The following is a 23,487-nucleotide window of genomic DNA, read 5'->3' as shown; positions in this document are numbered from 1 at the left end:
GCGCGAGAGGGAGCCGTCCGTCATCCCTGGTTCACGGCGAAACCAGCCGGAACAGATGGGCGAGATCCTTGAAGAAGATCTTCAGATGCGCGGCCGGATCGCGGCGCGTCAGCTTCTTGTTCATGTAGGATTCCCACGTCAGCCGCTGCACGTCCTTGTCACGGCAGATCGAGACGAAGCGCTCGCGCTGGGCATCGGATCGGTACCAGAAGCTCTGCATGATCCCCAGGATCCAGAACACCTTGCCATGCTCGCGCATGAAGGCTTTCCGCGCGGCTGAAAGAGCCTTCACATTGCCCGTCGCAAGGAAGGCGCAGGCGGCGTCGGCGACCATTCTCGCGCTGACCATGGCGTAATAGATGCCCTCGCCGGATGCGGGCGCGACGACGCCGGCAGCATCACCCGCGAGGATGACGTCCCGGCGGTTGTCCCAGCGTTTGAGAGGCTTGAGCGGGATCGGCGCACCCTCGCGCCGGATCGTCTGGGCGTCCGACAGCCCGGCCGTCGCGCGCAGCCTTTCGACCGCCGGGCGAAGGCCATAGCCCTTGATGGCGCTGCCGGTTCCGATCGAGGCCGTTTCGCCATGGGGGAAAACCCAGCCGTAAAAATCGGGCGAAATCCGCCCTTGGTAATAGACGTCGCAGCGAACCGGATCATAATCCGCCTGCGGCGCGGCCGGCCTTGCCTTGACGATCTCGTGATAGGCGAAGACGCAAGGGATCTTGTCGGCGCCGGGGATCGCCTGGCGAGCGACGGCCGAGCGGGCACCGTCGGCGCCAATGACGAGCCGCGTCGAAAGCAGCTTGTCCCGACCGCCGGCGTCGCCATCCCCTTCGCGGCCTTTAGCATCGCCCGTCGATCGAAACCGCACGAGGGTCTCGCTGCCGTTGCGCTCGATGGCGGTGAACCGGCCAGTCAGGCGGGTCGCGCCGGCAGCGGCCGCCCGTTCCCGCAGCCATTCGTCGAAATCTTCGCGGTCGACCATGCCGACATAGCCGTTCTCGATCGGCATCGGCACGCGTTTCTCTGACGGCGCCACCATCTGGGCGCTGGCGATGCGCGCGACGAGGAGGTCTGGCGCAATGTCGAAGTCGCGCACGAGGCGCGGCGGGATCGCGCCGCCGCAGGGCTTGATCCGGCCCGCTTTGTCGAGCAGGGCGACCGAATGGCCGGCTCTTGCCAGGCTCTCCGCCGCCGTCGCACCCGCGGGGCCGCCACCGACGACGACGACGTCGAAGCGCGGAATGTCGTTGGAACTCATGCCGTCACCACGTCGCTGGAGGAAAGTTTTGGCTCGTTGCGGCTTTCGGCGGAAGCTGCCGAAAGCCTCGAGACCGCGCGGACCGCAAGGCGCGCCGAGATCACGAACAGCATAGCCTCGGCGGCAAAGACGATCGCATAGGCCGCCCCGTTCGTGCCGACGATCAGGCCGGTGAGATCGACCGCGACGGTGCCGAGGAAGCCGCCGACGCCGAAGGCGATGGCCTGCGACGCGCCCCACACGCCCATGCGCACGCCCTCGCGGCCGGCAGCGCCCTCGCGGGCAAGGCCCATCATCCGGGCGATCGCGGCGACGGCAAAGACGCCATTGCTAACGCCGAGGGCAAAGACCACCGAGCGGAGCGGGAAGACATGCGGGGCAAAGCCCCCATAGGCGAGCGCGGCCAGAGCCGCCGCCGAGCCGACGCAGCCGGCGACCGAGAGGCCCGTAAGAATACCCGGCAGCCGCCGGGCGAGGATGGGCCCGAGCACGGCGACCAGCACCATGCCGAGCACGGTGCCGCCATGCTGGGCGCTGGAAAGCTCCGTCGTCTCGCCGGGTGTCATCCCGAAGACCAGCCCGGCAAAAGGCTCGAGCACCAGATCCTGGGCGCTGTAGGCCAGCATCGAGACGAAGATGAAGACGGTGAACCGCCGGGTCTGGGGTTCCTCCCAGATTTCGGCGACGGCGGTCCTGAAGGCGAGCTTCGGCTTCGTGTTCACCGGAGCTGGTGCCTGCCCGGAGGCCTCGATGCCAGAGACGGCGAGGAGACTGACGACGAAGGCGATGGCGCAGACGACCGCCGTCACCATAACGAGGCGCTGCGGCGAATACGGGTCGAGGAACTGGCCGGCGAGCCCGGTCGTCACCGCGAAGCCGGCGATCATCATGATCCAGATCAGCGTCGCGGCGGGGCCGCGTCGGCGGTCGGCGACATGGGTCGCAACGAGCGTCAGGAGGTTCGTGCCAGCCGCGCCGACGCCGGCGCCGATGACGACGAAGGCGAGGATCGCCGCGATCAGCCCAGCCGTCTGGTGCGACCCCATCAGCGCCGTCGCACCCGCCGCGCCGACCGCGCCGAGGCCGAGGACGGCCATGCCGCCGACGATGAAAGGCGTCCGGCGCCTGCCGCCATCCGAGCTGTGACCGAAGAGGGGGCGCATCATCTGCAGGGCATAGTGGATGCCGACAAGAGCGCCGGGGACGATCGCCGGCAGGGCCAGTTCGACGACCATGACCCGGTTCATGGTCGATGTGGTGAGCACCACCATGGCGCCAAGGGCCGTCTGGACGACGGCGAGCCGGACGATCTGCAGCCAGGTGAGGCCTTTGCCCGTCATCTCCTCAACCTCCAACGACGCTGCCGAGGGCGAAGGCCGAGACCATCATCCCGAGGACGTAGAGGCTGGTGCCGGTGGCGTTGTACCAGGGCGCCCGGCCACGGGGATCGGCGACGAAGCGGCGCATCAACCCGATCTGGAATGCCAGGAGAGCCAGGATCGCCAGAGCGTGGAACGGCGTGCCCCAGACGAAGAGGAGCCCGGCGACCAGAACCTGCGGCAGCGCCATGACGAGACAGGCGATCAGCGCCGCCGTGGTGACGCCGTACTGGACCGGCAGGCTGCGGACCCCGAGCTCGGCATCTCCCTCGATCGCCTTGAAGTCGTTGAGCGTCATGATGCCATGGGCCCCGACGCTGTAGAGATAGGCGACGAAGATGATCCGCACGTCCGGCAGGCCGCCGGCGACGACGGCCGCGCCCGTAAACCAGGCCAGCCCCTCATAGGCGATGGCGACGGCGGCGTTACCCCACCAGCCGTTGCGTTTCAGCCGGAGCGGGGGTGCGCTGTAGGCCCAGGAAAGCAGGCAGCCGATCGCCGAGGCGATGCCGACCCACGGGCCGAGGGCGAAGGCGACGGCAAGCGAGAGCGCGGTCCAGACGACGGCCATGTAGAAGGCCGAGCGGCCCGGCATGCGGCCCGACGGGATTGGCCGGTTCGGCTCGTTGATCGCATCGACATGCCGGTCGAACCAGTCGTTGACGACCTGGCTTGCGCCGCAGAGGAGGGGGCCCGCCAGCACGACGCCGGCCAGAACGACCCATACCGTCTGCTGATCGGTCGCCGCCATCGATCGGGCCGAAATCGCGCCGCAGCCGAAGGCCCACATCGGCGCGAACCAGGTGATCGGCTTCAAAAGCTCGATCCCGGCCGAAAGGCTGGGACGTGACGATGCGGGAGATTCCACGATCAAACGGCTCATGCCAGGAGGCTAGGCGTCGCTCGAAGATGTGTCAATCAAAATTGACAGATGGCTGTCAAGACGGCTTGATCGCGAGATGATGCGGCGAGCTCAGTGCGTCTCGTCGTTGTCCGAATAGTTGCCGGAGATGCCGTGCCTGCGCAGCTTGGAGTAGAGGCTCTGGCGGCTGAGGCCGAGCATTTCGGCGGCCGAGGCGCGGTTGTTGCGGGTGATGTCGAGCGCAGCCTCGATACAGAGCTGTTCGATGATGTCGGCGGTCTCGCGAATGATCTCGCGCAGCGGCACCCGGCCGACGAGTCCGGTCATGTCGTTGGCGGAGCGGAACGGCTCCGACGGGGCAGGGCGGGGCTGCGCGCGCGTCGCCTGCCGGACGGTGAAGCCGTAGAAGCGCTGATCGTCCTTGGTGATGGCCGAACCGCTCACCTCGACTTCGACGATGCCGCCATAGCGGCTGTGAAGATGCGTCGAAAAATTGCGGACGAAGCCGTCCGTGTCGATCGCCTTCATCAAGATGGCGAGTTCCACCCCGCGTCGTCCGAGGATCTCGTCCAGCGGATGACCGACGACCTGGTTGCGGCTGGCGATCTCGGTCAGATCGAGAAAGCTCTCGTTCACATCCTGGATCCGGCGATCGGGGCCGATGACGGCGATGCCGTCGGGGATCGTCGAGCCCAGGCGCGAGACGAGATCGATCTCGATCGGCTCCGAAGGAGCCTGCTCGTCGATGGCAAATCGCAGGATGATCCGGCTGCTGCCATGCTGGCGATAGAACCGCGCCGCGACCGGGACCTTCCTTTCGCCGCCGACGAGGATGAGATTTGCAGTTTCCGATTCGCCCGATGCCCGCGCCGCCTGGGCGAGAGCCTCGATGCCGGCATGGCTCGACGAATGGAACAGGGTGGCGAGCGCCGCGCCGGAGAGACGCCGGCCCTCCTTCTCGAAACTCTGCCGGGCCGCGAGATTGGCGTCGATGATGCGGTTGGTGCCGGCATCGAGAACGACGATCGGCTCGAGCGCCGTATCGAAGAGAACGCGATATTGCGTTTCGGTGCTGCGCAGCCGCGCATAGTCCGTTTCGAGGGCGAGCTGGGTCTCGACGAGATCCTGCTGAAGCGAGGCCATGGTTCGCAGATCACGGCCCAGCGCAAGGCGCATTCCGGTCTGGCTCAGCGGCATGATCGAATAGCCGACCGGCAGATCGGGGCCGCCCGGCATGGGGTGGTTGATCTCGCGGCGCGCCGGGGCTTCCTGGTCCGGCCGCTCCGAGAGCATCCGCTGGACCTTCTGCTTGCTTTCGACGGTGACGACATCGCCGAACTGGCGTCCGATCCAGGTCTTTTCGATTTCACCGAACAGAAACGGCTCGCGGATCGCGACGTCGACGATCGTTCCGTCGCCGTCCAGAAGAAGCGCGATGTCGGTCGCTGCCGTGACCATCGTCGCCACGAGGGCGGCCTCGAGATTCGCGAATGAACGGCTCGGATCGGAAAACTGCCGGCCGGTGCTGGGATGTTCCATCCTCAGTGCGCCTATCTCTCGCCAATCCCCCCGGATTTAATATCGAACCTGCCCGCTGCGCACTCTCAGCGTGCGATGAGCAGGGATTCTGCTCTCTCGACTGCGCTTCGTCCGTCTATCGCGATCAGGTCGGCTCCGTAGTCATCTAATGAAAGTCCTTCCATCGTGAAAGCCCATCCCCCAAGAAAGATGCGGCTTTCCGGTGATTGCGACGCCTGCCTTAGCATCGCTACCTGCTCGCCGACCATCGGCAGAAAGCGCTCGCTGCCGACGCTCATGCCGATCGCGTCGTAGCGCTGGCCATTGGCGAGATCGCACAGCGCGTCGAGAGTGGCATTCGCTTCGACGGAGACGTTCCAGCCGGCGGCGAGGAAGAACTCCGCCATGACGAACAGGCCGAACGTATGCTGTTCCCCCGGCGCCGCGGCCAGGAGGATGCTGGCGCGACCATCGGCCAGCGCATAGGAATCGGAGCGGCCGAGAGAGCGGATCATGTGCTGCAGCCGAGCCGATTTCGTCGTGACCTCGACGAAGCTCATGCGGTCGTTCAGCCACATTTCCCCCAGCTCGCGCACGGCCGGAGCCATGATCTCCATCAGCAGGGTTTCGAGGTCCATACCCTTGGCCTTGAGGCCGAGGAGATGCTGCCATTGCGCGTCGGGACTGCTCGAGAGAACCAGTCCGAGGAAGCGGTCCGCTTCGGCCCGGCGGCGCATGTCGAAGGACGGTCTCTTGTTCTGGTTGTCCGGCCCAGGCTCGAAATGAGCGGCGTAAAGCGACGGGATCACTTTGGCGACAATCGCTTCTGACAGGCGACCCTTCCAGCTACCCTCCTCGCAGCTGTCAATACTTTTTGACAGATCGGAGCCGGACGATGCCGACCGAAACTCTCGGCTGTACAAATCCGCAACTTGAGGGATGCCCGGCATTGTTCGCCTCTCCCGTGTGTTCGCCAAGAACCACAACGGCTCCAATCCCTTGGAAACGCAGCGGTCGCCGGTTCTCGACGCTTGTTGTACATTAAGCTTCCTCCAAACTGGACGAGAATGCAATCAGGGTTGCCGTGATAAAAATGTAAAAAACGCCGAACGTCAATTTTACTTGACACATTGGGTGCGCCGGTCTCACATTCCGGCCATGGCACCCACTCGTTCATCCAAGTCGCCAGACGTCGTTGCCACCGGAAACGGTGCCTCGCTTTATACGCCTGCCGAACGTGAGCGGCGCGACGCGACGGTCTGGACGCTCGTGCAGGGTGTTCTGGCGCCCTTTCAGTTTCTCGTCTGCCTGGTCTCGCTGGTTCTTGTGCTGCGCTACCTGGCGACCGGCGCCGGCTACGAGGCCGCGGCGCTGTCTGTCGTCGCCAAGACGGCGACGCTCTACGCGATCATGGTGACCGGCTCGATCTGGGAGAAGGTGGTCTTCGGCCGCTGGCTGTTCGCCCCGGCATTCTTCTGGGAAGACGTCGTGTCGATGGGAGTCATCGCCCTTCACACGGCCTATGTGGCCATGCTGTTCGCCGGCATCGGCACTGCGGCAGAGCAGTTCGCCGTCGCGCTCGCCGGCTATCTCGCCTATTTCCTCAACGCCGGACAGTTCATCCTGAAGCTTCGGGCGGCCCGGCTCGAGGGCGGAGCGATTGCCGGCGCAGCGCCGGCGGGGCAGGTGCCGGCATGAACGGTCCGCTCAATCTCGCCGGTGGCATTGCGGGTGCCTCGCTCCCGACGAAGGGCTGCACCGAGCGCCCGGTGCTGCGCGAGCGCGGCCAACGCGAGGTGTTCTGCGGCCTCACCGGCATCGTCTGGCTGCATCGCAAGATCCAGGATGCCTTCTTCCTCGTCGTCGGCTCGCGCACCTGCGCCCATCTGATGCAGTCGGCCGCCGGCGTGATGATCTTCGCCGAGCCACGCTTCGCCACCGCCGTCATGGAGGAGCGCGATCTCGCCGGCCTCGCCGACGCCAATGAGGAGCTCGACATCGCCGTCACCCGGCTGATCGAGCGCCGGCCGGACATCAAGATGCTGTTCCTCGTCGGCTCGTGTCCGTCGGAGGTGATCAAGCTCGACCTGTCCCGTGCCGCGGCCAGGCTCTCGGAACGCTACGCGCCGGACGTGCGGATCCTGAACTATTCCGGCTCCGGCATCGAGACGACCTTCACGCAAGGCGAGGACAATTGCCTCGCCGCGCTGGTGCCGCAGCTGCCCGAAGTCGAAACAGCCGCGCCGCAGCTCCTCGTCGTCGGGGCGCTGGCCGACGTGGTCGAGGACCAGTTCGCCCGGCTTTTCGACGCCATGGGCATCGACGACGTCCGCTTCCTGCCGCCCCGCAGGGCGCGGGATCTGCCGCCGGTCGGGGCTTCGACGCGTTATCTTCTCGCCCAGCCTTTCCTCGGCGAAACCGCGCGGGTGCTGGAACAGCGCGGTGCGAGCCGCATCGCCGCCCCGTTTCCGCTCGGCGCCGAGGGCACGACGCTCTGGCTGAAGGCTGCCGCGGACGCTTTCGGCGTCGATCCGATGCGCTTTCGCTCGGCAACGGCTGCGGCCGAGGCGCGGGCGAAGCGGGCGCTGGAGCCCTTCAGGGCCGAACTGTCGGGCCGCTCGATCTTCTTCTTCCCGGACTCGCAGCTGGAAATCCCGCTGGCCCGGATGCTGTCGCGCGAACTCGGCATGCAGCTGACCGAAGTCGGCACGCCCTATCTCCATCGCCAGCATCTCGCCGAGGAGCTGGCACTCCTGCCCGGCGACGTGCAGCTGTCGGAAGGCCAGGATGTCGATCGTCAGCTCGACAGGGCCCGCGCCGCGCGGCCGGACATCTCGGTCTGCGGCCTCGGCCTCGCCAATCCGCTGGAGATGGAGGGGCTGACGACCAAATGGTCGATCGAGCTGCTCTTCACCCCGATCCAGGGCTACGAACAGGCCGGTGATCTTGCCGGGCTCTTCGCCCGTCCGCTCGACCGCAAGACGCGGCTGAGAGTTTAGGGGAGGCGGCCATGCAGCTCACCGTCTGGACCTATGAAGGACCGCCCCATGTTGGCGCGATGCGCGTCGCGACCGCGATGGAGGGCGTCCATTACGTCCTCCACGCGCCGCAGGGCGATACCTATGCCGACCTGCTCTTCACCATGATCGAGCGGCGCTCCAAGCGCCCGCCGGTCACCTACACCACCTTCGAGGCGCGCGATCTCGGCACCGACACCGCCGCACTCTTCCAGCGCACGCTGATCTCCGCCTATGAGCGCTTCCAGCCCCAGGCGATGCTGGTCGGGGCCTCCTGCACGGCCGAGCTGATCCAGGACGATCCGGCGGGGCTCGCGAAAGCATCGAACCTGCCGGTTCCGGTGATCCCGCTGGAGCTGCCCTCCTATCAGCGCAAGGAAAACTGGGGCGCGGCCGAGACGTTCTATCAGGTGGTGCGGACGTTGGCCGGTTCAGGTCGGGCCGCTGTCGCGGATGCCGATGCTTTGAAGCCGCTCGGGTCGGACGGCGTGCCGGGGAACCCCCCTCTGCCTGCCGGCATCTCCCCCACAAGGGGGGAGATCGTTGACGTGGGTGCCGCTCCCCAATCGTCGATGCAGGACGCGAAAGCGCAGGATGACAGCGGCGTTCGCGCAAGCTCGATCTCCCCCCTTGTGGGGGAGATGCCCGGCAGGGCAGAGGGGGGTGACGCTGCCTCCCTCCGATCAGGCCAGGGCGACCAGCTGGGGCCTACCGAAAAGAACGCCCGCCGCCCCAGCTGCAACATATTAGGCCCCACCGCCCTCGGCTTTCGCCACCGCGACGACGTGGCCGAAATCCGCAAGCTGCTCGGCGAAATCGGCGTTGCGGTGAACGTGGTCGCGCCGCTCGGCGCGTCGCCGGCGGACATTGCGCGGCTCGGCGAGGCCGATTTCAACGTCGTGCTCTATCCCGAGATCGCCGGTGTCGCAGCGAAATGGCTGAAGCGGACCTTCGGCCAGGAGTTCACCACCGTCGTCCCGATCGGCCATGGCGCAACCCGCGACTTCGTCGCCGAGGTCCGCAAGCTCGCCGGCCTGCCGACCGAGGAGGCCGACGAGGCGGCCGAACCTGCGTCTCGGCTGCCTTGGTTCTCCCGCTCGGTGGATTCCAACTATCTGACCGGCAAGCGGGTCTTCGTCTTCGGCGATGCCACCCATGCGCTCGCCGCCGCCCGGGTCGCCACCGAGGAATTCGGCTTCACCCTCTGCGGCCTCGGCACCTACAGCCGCGAATTTGCCCGCGACATCCGCGCGGCCGCCGAAAGATACGGTGTCGAGGCGCTGATCTCCGACGACTATCTCGACGTCGAGGCCGCGATCGCCGCTGCCCAGCCGGAGCTCGTGCTCGGCACCCAGATGGAGCGCCACATCGCCAAGCGGCTCGGCGTCGCCTGCGCGGTGATCTCGGCGCCCGTGCATGTGCAGGACTATCCGGCCCGCTACTCGCCGCAGATGGGCTTCGAGGGCGCCAACGTCCTCTGGGACTCATGGGTCCATCCGCTGGTGATGGGGCTCGAGGAGCACCTCCTCGGCATGTTCCGCGACGACTTCGAATTCAACGACGCGGCGGTGCCGTCGCATCTCGGCTCCGGCGTGCGCGTCGCGGCCGAACCGGCCGTCATCGCGGCGCCGCAGATGGCGGAGGCAACGCTCGCATCCGCGCCCGCCGACACCCTCACCACCCCTGAAATCTGGCACGTCGAGGCCGAAGCCGAACTGAGGAAAATCCCCTTCTTCGTGCGGGGCAAAGCCCGCCGCAACACCGAAAAATTCGCCGCGGAACGGGGTCTCTCCGAGATCACCGTGGAGACGCTTTATGACGCAAAAGCCCATTACAGCCGCTGACGCTTCGCCGGCGCGCTCGCGGGACGTTCCCGTCCGCGTCGTCCTGATCAGCCTCGACGGCCATGTCGACGGCGCGGTGGCGGCGGCGCGTCATCGGTTGCGCGACGAGCTTCCGGGGCTTGAGATCGCCGTCCACGCCGCGACAGACTGGGACCGCGACCCGGTGCATCTCACCCGTTGCATCGACGACATCGGATCGGCCGACATCGTCTTTTGCGGCATGCTGTTCCTGGAGAACCATATCCTGCCGGTGCTGCCCGCGCTGCAGGCGCGGCGCGACAAGTGCGACGCCTTCGTCGGCGCCATGTGCGGCTCGGAAATCGTCAAGCTGACGCGGCTCGGCAAGTTCGACATGAGCGGCGAGGCGAGCGGCGCGCTGGCGTTTCTGAAGAAGCTGCGCGGCGGCGGCAAGAAGGCCAAGGGCGAGACCTCCGGCGCCCGGCAGATGAAGATGCTGCGCCGGCTGCCGAAGATCCTGCGCTACATTCCCGGCACCGCGCAGGACGTGCGCGCCTATTTCCTGATGATGCAATACTGGCTGGCGGGCTCGGAAGAGAACATCGCCAACATGATCCGCCTTCTGGTCCAGCGCTACGGCACCGGGCCGCGCGCCGCGCTGAAGGCCGATCTGCGGCCGGCCGATCCCTTCGTCTATCCCGATGTCGGCCTCTATCACCCCCGCCTGCGCGACCGCATCGCCGAGCGCCCCCAGAGCCTGCCGAAGGGCGGCGGCGAGGCCGGAACCGTCGGGCTCCTGGTCATGCGCTCCTATGTCCTGTCTGGGGATACCGGCCACTATGACGGCGTGATCGCGGCGCTGGAGGCCAGAGGCATGAAGGTCATCCCGGCCTTCGCCTCGGGGCTCGACTCCCGGCCGGCGATCGAGGCCTATTTCCAGCGCGATGGCAGGCCGGTGATCGATGCGCTGGTGTCCTTGACGGGCTTTTCGCTGGTCGGCGGCCCCGCCTATAACGACGCCAAGGCGGCCGAGGACGTGCTGGCCGCGCTCGACGTGCCTTACATCGGCGCCCAGGCGGTGGAATTTCAATCGCTCGACGAGTGGAAGCTGTCTTCCGGCGGGCTGACGCCGGTCGAATCCACCATCATGGTGGCGATTCCGGAGATCGACGGCGCCACCGGGCCGATGCTGTTCGGCGGTCGCACGGCCATGCCACGCGGCGACGGCCACCGCGAGATGACGGTCGCGCCAGACCGGGCTGACATGCTGGCCCGCCGTGTCGCCCGCCTCGTCGCCCTTCGCCGCCGTGAGAAGGCCGACCGCAAGATCGCTTTGACGATCTTCAACTTCCCACCGAATGCCGGCAGCGTCGGCACGGCCGCCTATCTCGCGGTCTTCACTTCGCTGTTCAACACGCTGAAGGCGCTGAAGGCGGACGGCTACAGCGTCGATCTGCCGGACAGCGTCGATGCCCTGCGCGAGGCGATCCTCACCGGCAACGCCGCAAGCTACGGCGCGCAGGCCAACGTCTTCGCCCGCATCCCGGCCGACGAACACGTGAGGCGCGAGCCGCATCTCGCCGAGATCGAGGCGCAATGGGGCCCGGCGCCCGGCAAGCATCAGTCCGACGGCTCGTCGATCTTCGTTCTCGGCGTCAGTTGCGGCAACGTCTTCATCGGCGTCCAGCCGGCCTTCGGTTACGAGGGCGATCCGATGCGCCTTCTGTTCGAGAAAGGTTTCGCGCCGACCCACGCCTTCTCGGCCTATTACCGCTGGCTGCGCGAGGATTTCGGCGCCGATGCGGTCCTGCATTTCGGCACCCATGGAGCGCTGGAATTCATGCCCGGCAAGCAGGTTGGCCTGTCCGGCGAGTGCTGGCCCGACCGGCTGATCCAGGATCTGCCCAACTTCTATCTCTATGCCGCCAACAACCCGTCCGAGGGCACCATCGCCAAGCGTCGCGCCGCCGCGACGCTGGTCTCCTATCTGACCCCGCCGGTCGCTCATGCCGGCCTCTATCGCGGCCTCGCCGATCTCAAGGCCTCGATCGAGCGCTGGCGCGGCACCGCTCCCGAGGCGGTCGAGGAGCGCAACAATCTCGAAGCGACGATCGCGGCCCAGGCCGGCGAACTCGACCTTTGCCAGGCACCCGCCGATGGCGCACCAGTCGCCGTCGATGTTCCCGATCTGCGCGAAAGGGTGCTCGAGATCGAGGCGACGCTGATCCCGCACGGCCTGCATGTCGTCGGCGAGCCGGTCTCCGACGCCGAGCGGGCCGATCTGATCGCGGCTGCGGCCGAAGTTTCGCTGGACATGGATCCGGGTGCCGATGCGATCGCCGCGCTGGTTGCTGGCGACAACGGCATCGCGCTGCGAGCGGCCGTCGGTCTCGACGACGGCACCGATGACGTCGCCCGCGCGGAAACGGTCGCGGCGCTGATCACGCTGGAGCGCGACCTGCGACAGGATTTCGAGCTGCCGGCGCTGCTCCGGGCGCTCGATGGCCGCTTCATCCGCCCGGTGGCGGGCGGCGATCTCCTGCGCACGCCACAGATCGTGCCGACCGGCCGCAACGTCCACGGCTTCGATCCCTTCCGCATTCCGAGCGCCTTCGCCGTTTCCGACGGCCGGCGCCAGGCCGAGCGGATGCTCGCCCGCCATGCCGCCAGCGGCCACGCGCTGCCCGAAAAGATCGCCATCGTCCTGTGGGGCGCCGACAATCTGAAGAGCGAGGGCGGCCCGCTCGCCCAGGCGCTGGCGCTGATGGGGGCGACGCCGCGCTTCGACGGCTTCGGCCGGCTCGCCGGCGCCGATCTGATCCCGCTGGAGGCTCTCGGCCGGCCGCGCATCGACGTCCTCGTCACGCTGTCGGGAATCTTCCGCGATCTCCTGCCGCTGCAGTCGAAGCTTCTCGCCGAAGCCGCCTTCCTCGCCGCCTCGGCCGACGAGCCCGAAGAGATGAACTTCATCCGCAAGCACGCGCTCGCCTATGTCGCCGAGACCGGCTGCGACTTCGAGACGGCGGCGCTGCGGGTGTTCTCCAATGCCGACGGCGCCTACGGCTCCAACGTCAACCTGCTGGTCGATTCCGGCGCCTGGGAGAGCGAGGGCGACCTCGCCGCCGCCTATACGCGGCGCAAGTGCTTCGCCGTCGACCGCAAGGGCCGCACCGGCGAGCAGGAGGCGCTGCTGAAGGCGAGTTTCGCCAAGGTCGAGATGACCTATCAGAATCTGGAATCGGTCGAGCTCGGCGTCACCACCATCGACCATTACTTCGACACCCTTGGCGGCATCAGCCGGGCGGCGTCCGATGCGCGGGGCGAGAAGGTGCCGGTCTATATCGGCGACCAGACCCGCGGCGAGGGCAAGGTACGCACGCTGGAAGAGCAGGTGGCGCTGGAAGCGCGCACCCGGATGCTCAATCCCAAATGGATCGAGGCGATGCTCGCCCATGGTTATGAGGGCGTGCGCCAGATCGAGACCCACGTCACCAACACCCTCGGCTGGTCGGCGACGACCGGGCAGGTGAGCCCCTGGGTCTATCGGCGCCTCGCCGAGACCTTCGTCCTCGACCCGGCGATGCGCGAGCGCCTCGCCAGCCTCAATCCGACCGCCTCGGCCCGCATGGCCGACCGCCTGATCGAGGCGCAGGAGCGCAATTACTGGACCTCCGACCCGGCCGAAATGGAGGCCCTGCGCGAAGCGGGCGCCGATCTCGAGGACCGGCTGGAAGGCATCACCCCAAAGGAGGTCGTGGCAGCATGACCGGACTGAAAACCACACTCCCGCTCCCGCGCACCGTCTATCGCAAGGAGGATGGCGAGGGCTCCGTTCAGGTGAAGATGAACACCGGGCCGAAGATCGACGGCGCCAAGGTCTTTGCCGTCTATGGCAAGGGCGGCATCGGCAAGTCGACGACCTCGTCGAACCTGTCGGTCGCCTTCTCCAAGCTCGGCAAGCGCGTGCTGCAGATCGGCTGCGATCCCAAGCACGACTCCACCTTCACCCTGACCAAGCGCCTGCAGCCGACGGTGATCGACGTCCTCGAGACGGTGGATTTCCACGCCGAGGAGCTGCAGCCGGAGGACTTCGTCTTCGAGGGCTACAACGGCGTCATGTGCGTCGAGGCGGGCGGACCGCCGGCCGGAACGGGCTGCGGCGGCTATGTCGTCGGCCAGACGGTGAAGCTTCTGAAGGAGCATCATCTCCTCGAAGACACCGACGTCGTCATCTTCGACGTCCTCGGCGACGTCGTCTGCGGCGGCTTCGCGGCGCCGCTGCAGCATGCCGACCGGGCGCTGGTGGTAACCGCCAACGACTTCGATTCGATCTTCGCGATGAACCGCATCGTCGCGGCGATCCAGGCCAAGGCCAAGAATTATGACGTCAGGCTGGGAGGCGTCATCGCCAACCGCTCGGCCGGAACCGACGAGATCGACCGGTTCAATGCCGCGACGGGGCTGGAGCGGATCGCGCATTTCCCCGACCTCGACGCCATCCGCAAGAGCCGGCTGAAGAAGGCGACGCTGTTCGAGATGGGCGACGCGCCGGAGGTCAAGGCCGTGCAGGAGGAGTATCTGCGGCTCGCCGCCACGCTTTATGCCGGGGTCGAGCCGATGGACGGCAAGTCCATGAAGGACCGCGACATCTTCGATTTCCTCGGGTTCGAGTGAGGCGGGCGATGAGCGATGGTGCCACCTACGAGACCCGGCGCGGCGAGATCGAGACCTATTTCGACCGCACGGCAAGTGATGCCTGGAAGAAGCTGACCTCCGACGCGCCGCTCGGCCGGATCCGCGCCAGCGTCCGGGCCGGCCGCGACGAGATGCGCGCCGCGCTCCTCGCCATGCTGCCCACCGACCTGACCGGGTTGCGGGTGCTCGATGCCGGCTGCGGCACCGGCGCACTGTCCATCGCGCTCGCCGAGCGCGGCGCGGAAGTCGTCGCCATCGATCTGTCGCCGACGCTCGTTGCTCACGCTGCCGATCTTGCGGCGTCCGCAGGCGTTCGTCACGCCATCCGTTTCGCCGCGGGTGACATGCTGGCCCCGTCCTACGGCCGCTTCGACCATGTCGTCCTGATGGATTCGCTGATCCACTACGAGCCGGCGGATGCCGCCGCTGCCCTTGCGACGCTCGCAGCCCGCACATCGCGTTCGATCGCCTTCTCCGTCGCGCCGAAGACGGCGATGCTGGCTGCGATGCACCGGGTCGGCCGGCTGTTCCCGCGAGGAGATCGGGCTCCGGCGATCGTTCCCGTCGCGACGCGGCGTTTCAGCGAAGAGCTCGAGAGCCATCGCGGCCTCGCCGGCTGGCAGATCGGCAGCGAGCGCCGGGTGACGAGCGGGTTCTACAAGAGCCACGGAATGGAGCTCGTCCGGCCATGAGGCTTTTCCGCCAAAAAAGCTCCGCTCTGGCCCGCGGCACATCGGCCCCGATGTCGGCGCGCGAGGTGGCCGCCAGAGAGCAGATGCGGCGCTTCGTGATGGCGCTGATGCCGTTTGCGGACGCGGGGACGGTGGAACTGCCTCTCAGCCGGATCCTCAGGCTGTCGCTCTTCCAGATCTCGGTCGGCATCACGATGGTGCTTCTCGGCGGCACGCTCAACCGCGTCATGGCTGTCGAACTCGGCATCCCAATCTCGCTCATTGCGGTTGCGCTGGCGCTGCCGCTCGTCGTCGCGCCGGCCCGCGCGCTGATCGGCCACAAGTCCGATACCCACCGCTCCTATCTCGGCTGGCGCCGGGTGCCGTATATCTGGTTTGGCGCGATCGCCCAGTTCGGGGGCCTTGCGCTGATGCCGATCTCGCTTCTGATCATTTCCGAGGGGCGCCCCGGCACGGTGATCTACGGGGAGGCGGGAATGACGATCGCCTTCCTGATGACCGGTTTCGGCCTTCATACGGTGCAAACCGCGGGCCTTGCGCTGGCCACCGATCTCGCTCCGGCGGAGAAGCGTCCCCGCGTCGTTGCGATGCTCTATACGATGCTCCTGGTCGGCATGGTGGCCGGGGCGATCGTCATCGGGCGGATGCTGTCCGATTTCTCGCCGCTCAAGCTGATCGAGGTCCTGAAGGGCTCAGCCATGCTGACGCTGGCGCTGACGATGATCGCGATCTGGAAACAGGAGCCGCGACGCCGGGATCTCGCGCCCGACGGCAAGCCGAAAGAATCCTTCGGCGCGGCACTGAGGGCGCTCCGGCAGCAAAAGAGCCTCGATCGTCTGTTGATCGCCCTTGCCATCGGCACGGCCGCCTTCGGCATGCAGGACGTGCTGCTCGAACCCTATGGCGGTGCGGTCCTCAAGATGGCCGTCGGCGCGACGACGCTTCTGACGGCGCTGTTCGCGGCGGGAAGCCTCGTCGGCTATTTCTTCTCCGCGCGGCTGATGGGCAAGGGCGCCAATCCTTATGTCGTCGCCGCAATCGGGCTGCTGCTCGGCCTGCCGGGATTTGCGGCCGTGATCATGTCGGCGCCGTTCGATTCCGTCGTCGTGTTCTGCCTCGGCACGGCGCTGATCGGGCTCGGCAGCGGGCTCTTTGCGGTCTCCATGCTGATCGCGGCGATGGCGATGGTCACTTCGGGGCGCGGCGGCCTCGCCCTCGGCGCGTGGAGCGCCGTGCAGGCGGTGGCTCTCGGTCTCGCGGTGGCGTTCGGCGGCTTCGTGCGGGACGCCGTCAGCGGCCTCGCCGATGCCGGCTGGCTCGGCCCGGCCTTTGCCAGCCCCGCAAGCGGCTATTCCATCGCCTATTGCGTCGAGATTCTTCTCGTCTTCGCGGCTCTCGCCAGCCTCGGGCCGCTCGTCAAGCCGCGACGGATCGAACCGCGGGCCGAACCATCGGCTCGCTTCGGCCTCGCCGATCTACCGAACTAGAAGCTTAAGCAAAGGGAGTGCGTGTCTTGCCAGGATATTCCTTCACGGAGCAGCTCGATATTCCTCTGCTGCTCGTCATCCTGTTCTTCCTGTTTTTCCTCGGGCTGGTCTATTACCTGCGCGGCGAGGACAAGCGGGAGGGCTATCCGCTTGAAAGCGATCGCACCCTCGGCACGGGCGGGCGGATGAAGGTCGTCGGCTTCCCGCCGATACCCTCGCCGAAGACCTTCAGGCTGATGCATGGTGGGACGGTGACGGCGCCGAGGCACGAGCCGGAGCGCGAGCTCGCCGCGTTCTCTGCTTACGAGTTCCCCGGTTCGCCGATCATGCCCTCCGGTGATCCGCTGGTCGATGGCGTCGGCCCGGCCGCCTATGCGCTGAAATCCGACACTCCCGATCTCACCAATGACGGTTCGCTCAAGCTGGTGCCGCTGCGAAACCACACCGAGTACCATCTGGAGGAGACGGGCACCAATCCGATCGGCATGCCGGTGATGTCGCGAGACGGCTCCGAGGTCGGCAAGGTCGTCGACGTCTGGGTCAACGCCCACGAATATTTCCCCCGCTATCTCGAAATCGAGACGAATATCGAGAGCGGCGGCAAGCGCGTTCTGGCGCCGGTCGCCTTCGCGACGATCAAGGACAGCCTCGGGGTGATCCGCTTCGGGCAGCTGACGCGGGCGCAGTTCTCGCGGGTTCCGCCGCTGGCAAGCCCCGATCAGATCACGATGCGCGAGGAAGACCGCCTCAACGCCTATTTCGCCGGCGGTGCCTTCTACGATGGCTCGCCGATCGAGGATGCCCTGTCATGAGCGCTCAGATGGACGAATTCGACGACATCAAGCCCGTCGTCGGCCGTGAGGAATTGCCCAAGGGCGAGACCATCCTGTGGCAGGAGCGGCCCGACTGGTGGCGGCTGGCCCTGACGGCGTTCCGCCTGAAATGGATCGGTGTCTGGTTCCTCGGCTTCGCCGTGTGGAAGGTCGGCTCGACCCACCACGACACCGGGTCGTGGGCGCTGGGCTTCGCCGATGCCGCGACGCTTCTGCCGGCGATCGGCTTCGGTGTCGGCGTGATCATGCTGCTGGCCTTCCTGATGGCGCGGTCGACGAGCTTCACGCTCACCAACAGGCGGCTGGTGATGCGCTACGGCGTCGCCCTTCCCGCGCAGCTCAACATTCCGCTGTCGGACATCGACAGCGCCGGGCTCAAGGTGAATGGCGACGGTTCCGGGGACATCGTCCTGTCGATCCCCAAGAAGGGCCGGCCGTCCTACTTCCAGCTGTGGCCCTATGCCCGGCCGTGGAAGTTCGGCTCGGCCGAGCCGCTGCTGCGTGCCGTTCCCGGTGCCGGCGAGGCGGCGCGGCTGGTTGCCGACGCACTCGTCGCCTCGCAAGGGGGAGCGCGCGGCGCCGTTCGCAATGCCCGGCCGGCCGACGAAAAACGCGCCGAAACCGGCTTTGCCGGCGCTCAGCCGGCTGCGATGTGAAGGAAACCGGATCATGCGAGCTCTCGCCGCCGCCATCCGCAACGGATCGATCAAGATCGCTCCCGATCCGGAAAAGCCCATCCCCAGGCCGATCCTGATCAGCGCCGGGGCGCTCGCCCTCGTCACCCTCGTTGCGATCGGCATGGGTCGCACGACCGGCGTCGGCATGGCCGACACGCCGCATATCGCCACCGTCGCCCACCGCGATCTGCAGCTTGCCGAGCATGACGACGGCTCGGCTTCCGTCGTCGATGCCGAAAACGGCGAGGTGCTCCTGACCGTCGAGCCCGGATCCGGCGCCTTTGCCATCGAAGCCCTGCGCAATCTGGCGCGTGACAGGTTGCGCAAGGGTGCTACTGTGGGTGGGCCGTTCGTTCTCGCATTGAAGTCCGACGGCAGGCTGGTGGTCGAGGATCCCGAGACCCACCAGCAGGTGGAACTGCGGGCATTCGGCGAGAGGCAGGCCAAGGCCTTTGCCAATATGATGCCGGCCGCCGATGCCGCCAATCTGGGAGGCGTGAAATGATCGGACGATTGCTCAAGAAACGATCCGAAGACGTCGGCTGTACCGTCGAGGTTTCCAACACCTTCGACAGCCTCCATGCCCATGTGCGCTTCGACGGCGGCGTGACGGTGGAGCCGGGCGACGAGGTTCTCGTTCACGGCGCGCCGGTGGAAGTGCCCTATGGCGAGACCGCCTGTATCAGGCGCCGTGCGACGATCCGCCGGGCCGGATGGCTGGAGCGCGCCTGGACGCGGGCGACCGGCGACTTCGAATTCATGGAACTTTGCGAATTCTCATTCTCGGAAAGGGCAACGCTATGAACGCGCACGCCAGGATCGCCGCTGCCGAAGCGCCGAACGAGACGACCAGGACGGCCCAGCAGGACACGCTGCTGACGCCGCGCTTCTACACCACCGATTTCGACAAGCTGGACAAGGTCGACGTCTCCGGCGTTCGCCGCGAGTGGGACGCGCTGATCGCCGAGATGAAGTCCGATCCGAACCGCGGCCATTTCAAGCGGGACGAGAACTGGGACAAGATCGAGCTCGACGATCTGCCCGAGGGCCTGCGCAAGGAGCTCGTAGATTTTCTCGTCTCCTCGCTGACGGCGGAATTTTCCGGCTGCGTTCTCTACAAGGAGATGAAGCGGCGCGGATCCAATCCCGATATCTGCGAGCTCTTCTCCTATATGAGCCGCGACGAGGCCCGCCATGCCGGCTTCATCAACGACGCGCTGAAAGAATTCGGCATCGGGGTCAATCTCGGCTTCCTGACCAAGGAGAAGAAGTACACCTTCTTCCAGCCGAAGTTCATCTACTATGCCACCTATCTATCCGAGAAGATCGGCTACGCCCGCTACATCACCATCTTCCGGCATCTGGAACAGCATCCGGAACGGCGCATCCACCCGATCTTCAAGTGGTTCGAGAAGTGGTGCAATGACGAGTTCCGCCACGGCGAGGCCTTTTCGCTGCTGATGCGCGCCGAGCGGCATACGCTGGAAGGCCGCAACAAGCTGTGGATCCGCTTCTTCCTGCTGGCGGTCTACGCGACGATGTATGTCCGCGACCATGCCCGGCCGGAGTTCCACAAGGCCCTCGGCCTCGACCCGTCGGAATACGGCTTCAAGGTCTTCGCCATCACCAACGAGATTTCCAGACAGGTCTTCCCGGTGATGATCGATATCGACGATCCGCGCTTCAAGGCCGGGCTCGAGCGCCTCCTGAAGATCAGCCGCGGCATCGACGCGGCGGCGCAACAGGGCGGAGTTTCCGGCAAGCTGAAGGTCTGGCGTGGCAAGGCGGCGGCGGCGCTCGCCTTCGCGCGGCTCTACACACTGCCGGTGATCAAGAACGAGATCCCGAAGGAGAGCAAGCTCGTTCCCGTGTGGTGAGACGGGGCGGCCGGGTTCGCAAATTGCGGCGAAGCGAAACCTTTCGACGTCGTCATCCCGGGCTTGACCCGAAATCCATTCCAAATCGTCGAAGCTGCTCAGACGGTTCGATCAAGTCGAATGTGGTTCCAGCCGCGGACGGACCTGCCGCCGTCATAGGAATGGATTTCGGGTCAAGCCCGGGATGACGAGCGCTCGAGGTGGGTCCCTATGGCGCTTCGACCGACGCAGGCGGGAATGCCTCAGACACAAGCAGACGTCTTGGCGGACGAACCGTCGACACAGGTAGAAGGACCAGACAATGACCGAATATCTCTACCCCGCGCTGTTCGCGCTCGTCGTCTGGTGGGCCTCGACCGTCGCGATCATCTATCTCGACGGGCTGCCGAAGAAGACCTTCAAATATTCGATGATCGGGGCGACCTTCGTCTTTGCGATCTCGCTCATCGGGCTGCAGAAATCCGCCCAGGATGCGACAATTACGGGCGCCTATCTCGCCTTCACCTGGGGGCTTCTGGCCTGGGGCTGGCAGGAGATGAGCTTCTATATGGGCTACGTCACCGGCTCGCGCAAACAGCCTTGCCCGGAGAACTGTCGCGGCTGGCCGCACTTCGTCCATGCGGTGCAGACCAGCCTCTATCACGAGCTGGCGATCATCGTCGCCGCCGTGGCGGTGGTCTGGCTCACCTGGGGCGCGCCGAACCAGATCGGCATGTGGACCTTCATGGTGCTTTGGTGGATGCATCAGAGCGCCAAGCTGAACGTCTTTCTCGGCGTCAGAAACCTCAACGAGGAATTCCTGCCCGAGCATCTGGAGTTCCTGAAAGGGTTCCTCAACAAGAAGTCGATGAACCTGCTCTTCCCGTTCTCCGTGACGATCTCGACGGTGATCACCGCATTGCTCGTCACGGCCGCGATGGCCGAAGCGGCGACCAGCTTCGAGCGCGCCGGCTACACCTTCCTGGCCGTTCTGATGGCTCTCGCGATCCTCGAACACTGGATGCTGGTCCTGCCGATGCCGACGGCGACGCTGTGGTCCCCTGGCTTGAAGTCGCGCGGCGAGCGCACGCCCTTCGAGGCCGAGATCGTCGTCGGCTTCCTCGGCGCCGGCAAGACGACGACGCTGCGCCACATGCTGTCGGAGGCCGATCCGAACGTGAAGACCGTCGTCCTCGTCAACGATTTCGGCGAGCTCGGCATCGACGGCTCGCTGCTCGAAGGGCAGGGCGCCGACGTCGTCGAGTTGTCGAACGGCTGCATCTGCTGTTCGCTGCGCAAGGATCTGTCGGCGCAGCTGCGTGAGGTCGTCGCCAAGATCAAGCCGCAGCGCGTCCTGATCGAGCCGTCGGGCGTGGCCGACGTCGCCTCGCTTCTGCGCGTCCTGCACGAGCCTGAAATCGCCGGCCTGACCAAGGCGCTACGGCTCTACACGGTGATCGACGCCGGAGCGTTCCTGAGAGACTTCGCCCGCATGCCGGACTATTTCCGCATTCAGGCACGGCTTGCCCCGGTCTTCATTCTCAACAAGACCGACCTCGTCTCGCCAGGCGAGATCGAGACCGTCCGAGAGACGCTGCTCGCTCTCAATCCGTCGGCCAAGATCCTGACGGCGCGCTACGGCATCGTCGAGGGTGGCGTCGATCCAGCGCTCGCACTCTCGCTCTGGCAGAGCGAGACCCGGGACATGATGGACGACGAGACGGCACCGCGTCAGGCTCAAGCTCGGGGCCAGGGTTCAAGTGCTCACGCCGCCGCCGGGACCGCCCGCGTGGTCGAGCACGCGCCCAACGAGACAAGCAAGCATGGCCGGCACGAAGATACGGGGCATGGGCACGACCATGCAGCGACCGGTCCGGCGGTTGCTGCCCGCCACGAGCATGAGCACCACGCTCACGGGCTCGATGATCATCATGCTCATGATCACGGGCATGCCGGACGTCATGATCATGACCACCATCACGGGCATGATCACGCCCACCATGCCCATTCACACGATGATCATCAGGGGCACGATCATCACGGGCATCACCACCACGACGAGCCGGGCCTTGGCCTTGCGTCCTGGAGCCGGTGCTTCTCCGGCAGGGTCGATGCCGATGCCCTGCGACAGGTTCTGGCAGAGGTGGTCGCTGGCGAAGCCGGCGAGATCGACCGGATGAAAGGCATCGTCGAGACAAAGAGCGGCTGGCTGCGCTTTGACGTTGCCGGCGGCCGGGCCTCGCTGGCGGCGCATGTGCCGAAGGCCGGCGAGACCCCCCGAGCCCTGGCGATCGGCGCAGGTCCGGACAATGCATGGCTCGATCGGGCGTTCGCCGCGCTGACCGGGGAGGTGGTTTCGGCCACCGTGGCGGAACCTGCGCGCAAGGAGCCGGCGCTTTCGGTCCATGCGCCGGCCGTCAACATCCTGCCGGCCGAATAAAGGCCGGCGCCCGGCACTATGCTCCCGGCCGCCGGCGTGAAGCCTGTCCGCTCTGTCAGGCGGCGACGAATTCGTTCTGCCGATAGCCCTGAATATAGAGAAGCGCCGTCAGATCGCCGCGATCGACCCGGTGGGGCGCACTGGCCGCGACAGTCGGCTTGGCGTGGAGCGCGACGCCGGTTCCGGCGAGCTTGAGCATCGGCAGATCGTTGGCGCCATCACCGACTGCGATCGCGTCAGCAGGAGACAGCCCGTTTGCCGCAGCGATCTCGTGGAGCGCCGTCACTTTCGCCTCGGCGCCGAGGATCGGCTCGCCGACTTCGCCGGTGAGCTTGCCGTCTTTGGCGATCAGGCGGTTCGCCCGGTTCTCGTGAAAACCGAGGGCAGCTCCGATCGGGCCCGTGAACACCGTGAAACCGCCGGAAACGAGCGCGGTATGGGCGCCGTCTTTGCGCATCGTAGCCAGCAGCGTCCTGCCGCCGGCCGCATAGGTGATGCGCTCGGCGATGACCTTCTCGACGACCATCTCGGAAAGGCCGGAAAGCAGGCCGACCCGCTCGCGCAGCGCCGGCTCGAAAGCGATCTCGCCATTCATCGCGCGCGCGGTGATCGCCGCGATCCTGTCCTTGATCCCGACCTCGGCGGCGAGTTCGTCGATGCATTCCTGCTCGATCATGGTCGAATCCATATCGGCGATCAGAAAGCGCTTGCGACGGCCGGCCGCCTCCTGCACGACGAGATCGAGACCGAGCTCGGCCGCGTTCGAGCGGGCGGCGGCGATGGTGTCGGCCGCTGGGACCTTTCCGAGCGGCAGATCGGCGGCCATGCCCTCGGCAAGCCAGTCCGCATCGGCTGCGTTGGCGCCGAGCGTCGTCGCGATCTGGTCGATCTCGCGCTGGGAGAAGCGGGGCCCATTGGTCGGGGCGATCAGGGTTGCGAGATACATGAGACGACTGCCGAAGAAGGGG

At 66.4% G+C, this 23,487-nt stretch carries 19 protein-coding genes and 1 pseudogene; 14 read left to right on the top strand and 6 right to left on the bottom strand.

The window, feature by feature from the left end; all coding sequences use genetic code 11:
• Nucleotides 1-31: 31 nt before the first annotated feature.
• The 5 genes from J6595_RS04740 to J6595_RS04720 all read right to left on the bottom strand — a co-directional run bounded on the left by J6595_RS04740 (nucleotide 32) and on the right by J6595_RS04720 (nucleotide 5,970).
• Nucleotides 32-1,261: a geranylgeranyl diphosphate reductase gene (locus J6595_RS04740; RefSeq protein ID WP_209593282.1), complete on the bottom strand. Its 1,230-nt coding sequence runs from the start codon at nucleotides 1,259-1,261 to the stop codon at nucleotides 32-34.
• Nucleotides 1,258-2,601 carry a BCD family MFS transporter gene (locus tag J6595_RS04735; RefSeq protein WP_209593281.1) on the bottom strand — a complete coding sequence of 448 codons (1,344 nt, stop codon included), beginning with the start codon at nucleotides 2,599-2,601 and terminating at the stop codon, nucleotides 1,258-1,260. The genes J6595_RS04740 and J6595_RS04735 overlap by 4 nt, the downstream gene beginning before the upstream one ends.
• Before the next feature lie 4 nt (nucleotides 2,602-2,605).
• Nucleotides 2,606-3,523, bottom strand: coding sequence for a chlorophyll synthase ChlG (chlG, locus tag J6595_RS04730; RefSeq protein WP_209593280.1), 918 nt, complete (start codon nucleotides 3,521-3,523; stop codon nucleotides 2,606-2,608).
• 90 nt (nucleotides 3,524-3,613) lie between these two features.
• Nucleotides 3,614-5,041 (bottom strand): transcriptional regulator PpsR, encoded by a 1,428-nt coding sequence (gene ppsR, locus J6595_RS04725; protein WP_209593279.1) that lies wholly within the window; start codon nucleotides 5,039-5,041, stop codon nucleotides 3,614-3,616.
• 65 nt (nucleotides 5,042-5,106) lie between these two features.
• Complete coding sequence (locus J6595_RS04720) at nucleotides 5,107-5,970, bottom strand: cobalamin B12-binding domain-containing protein (RefSeq protein ID WP_209593278.1); 864 nt, start codon at nucleotides 5,968-5,970, stop codon at nucleotides 5,107-5,109.
• A gap of 208 nt (nucleotides 5,971-6,178) precedes the next feature.
• Between J6595_RS04720 and bchF the strand changes: the two genes are divergently transcribed.
• The 14 genes and pseudogenes from bchF (at nucleotide 6,179) to puhE (ending at nucleotide 22,519) form a co-directional block, all read left to right on the top strand.
• On the top strand, nucleotides 6,179-6,718 hold the full coding sequence (bchF, locus tag J6595_RS04715) for a 2-vinyl bacteriochlorophyllide hydratase (protein WP_209593277.1): 540 nt from the start codon (nucleotides 6,179-6,181) through the stop codon (nucleotides 6,716-6,718).
• Nucleotides 6,715-8,019: a ferredoxin:protochlorophyllide reductase (ATP-dependent) subunit N gene (locus J6595_RS04710; protein ID WP_209593276.1), complete on the top strand. Its 1,305-nt coding sequence runs from the start codon at nucleotides 6,715-6,717 to the stop codon at nucleotides 8,017-8,019. The genes bchF and J6595_RS04710 overlap by 4 nt, the downstream gene beginning before the upstream one ends.
• A gap of 11 nt (nucleotides 8,020-8,030) precedes the next feature.
• Nucleotides 8,031-9,624, top strand: a pseudogene (locus J6595_RS04705) (nitrogenase component 1); the annotation flags it as partial.
• A gap of 47 nt (nucleotides 9,625-9,671) precedes the next feature.
• Nucleotides 9,672-9,881 (top strand): hypothetical protein, encoded by a 210-nt coding sequence (locus J6595_RS22930; RefSeq protein WP_425342125.1) that lies wholly within the window; start codon nucleotides 9,672-9,674, stop codon nucleotides 9,879-9,881.
• Nucleotides 9,853-13,605 (top strand): magnesium chelatase subunit H, encoded by a 3,753-nt coding sequence (locus J6595_RS04700; RefSeq protein WP_209593274.1) that lies wholly within the window; start codon nucleotides 9,853-9,855, stop codon nucleotides 13,603-13,605. The genes J6595_RS22930 and J6595_RS04700 overlap by 29 nt, the downstream gene beginning before the upstream one ends.
• Nucleotides 13,602-14,513: a ferredoxin:protochlorophyllide reductase (ATP-dependent) iron-sulfur ATP-binding protein gene (gene bchL, locus J6595_RS04695; protein WP_209593273.1), complete on the top strand. Its 912-nt coding sequence runs from the start codon at nucleotides 13,602-13,604 to the stop codon at nucleotides 14,511-14,513. The genes J6595_RS04700 and bchL overlap by 4 nt, the downstream gene beginning before the upstream one ends.
• 8 nt (nucleotides 14,514-14,521) lie before the next feature.
• A complete protein-coding gene (gene bchM / locus J6595_RS04690; RefSeq protein WP_209593272.1) occupies nucleotides 14,522-15,226 on the top strand; it encodes a magnesium protoporphyrin IX methyltransferase in 705 nt (234 codons plus the stop codon).
• 50 nt (nucleotides 15,227-15,276) lie between these two features.
• Nucleotides 15,277-16,713 carry a BCD family MFS transporter gene (locus J6595_RS04685; RefSeq protein WP_209593401.1) on the top strand — a complete coding sequence of 479 codons (1,437 nt, stop codon included), beginning with the start codon at nucleotides 15,277-15,279 and terminating at the stop codon, nucleotides 16,711-16,713.
• 26 nt (nucleotides 16,714-16,739) lie between these two features.
• Nucleotides 16,740-17,525, top strand: a complete 786-nt coding sequence (gene puhA / locus J6595_RS04680; RefSeq protein WP_209593271.1) for a photosynthetic reaction center subunit H — start codon at nucleotides 16,740-16,742, stop codon at nucleotides 17,523-17,525.
• Nucleotides 17,522-18,202, top strand: a complete 681-nt coding sequence (gene puhB, locus J6595_RS04675) for a photosynthetic complex putative assembly protein PuhB (RefSeq protein WP_209593270.1) — start codon at nucleotides 17,522-17,524, stop codon at nucleotides 18,200-18,202. Before puhA ends, puhB begins: the two co-directional genes overlap by 4 nt.
• A 13-nt stretch (nucleotides 18,203-18,215) precedes the next feature.
• On the top strand, nucleotides 18,216-18,728 hold the full coding sequence (puhC, locus tag J6595_RS04670) for a photosynthetic complex assembly protein PuhC (RefSeq protein WP_209593269.1): 513 nt from the start codon (nucleotides 18,216-18,218) through the stop codon (nucleotides 18,726-18,728).
• A complete protein-coding gene (locus J6595_RS04665; RefSeq protein WP_209593268.1) occupies nucleotides 18,725-19,027 on the top strand; it encodes a hypothetical protein in 303 nt (100 codons plus the stop codon). Before puhC ends, J6595_RS04665 begins: the two co-directional genes overlap by 4 nt.
• Nucleotides 19,024-20,100, top strand: coding sequence for a magnesium-protoporphyrin IX monomethyl ester (oxidative) cyclase (gene acsF / locus J6595_RS04660; protein WP_209593267.1), 1,077 nt, complete (start codon nucleotides 19,024-19,026; stop codon nucleotides 20,098-20,100). Before J6595_RS04665 ends, acsF begins: the two co-directional genes overlap by 4 nt.
• Before the next feature lie 301 nt (nucleotides 20,101-20,401).
• Entirely contained in the window at nucleotides 20,402-22,519 is a 2,118-nt protein-coding gene (gene puhE / locus J6595_RS22720; protein ID WP_209593266.1) for a putative photosynthetic complex assembly protein PuhE, read from the top strand.
• 55 nt (nucleotides 22,520-22,574) lie between these two features.
• On the opposite strand, the gene serB is transcribed toward puhE, so the two are convergent.
• Nucleotides 22,575-23,465 (bottom strand): phosphoserine phosphatase SerB, encoded by an 891-nt coding sequence (gene serB / locus J6595_RS04650; protein ID WP_209593265.1) that lies wholly within the window; start codon nucleotides 23,463-23,465, stop codon nucleotides 22,575-22,577.
• Between the last annotated feature and the right edge of the window lie 22 nt (nucleotides 23,466-23,487).

Origin of the sequence: Jiella mangrovi (assembly GCF_017815135.1) — a bacterium.
GTDB lineage: Bacteria > Pseudomonadota > Alphaproteobacteria > Rhizobiales > Rhizobiaceae > Jiella > Jiella mangrovi.
Note: the sequence above shows the minus strand (reverse complement) of the source record. Positions and strands in the feature narration are given on the sequence as shown.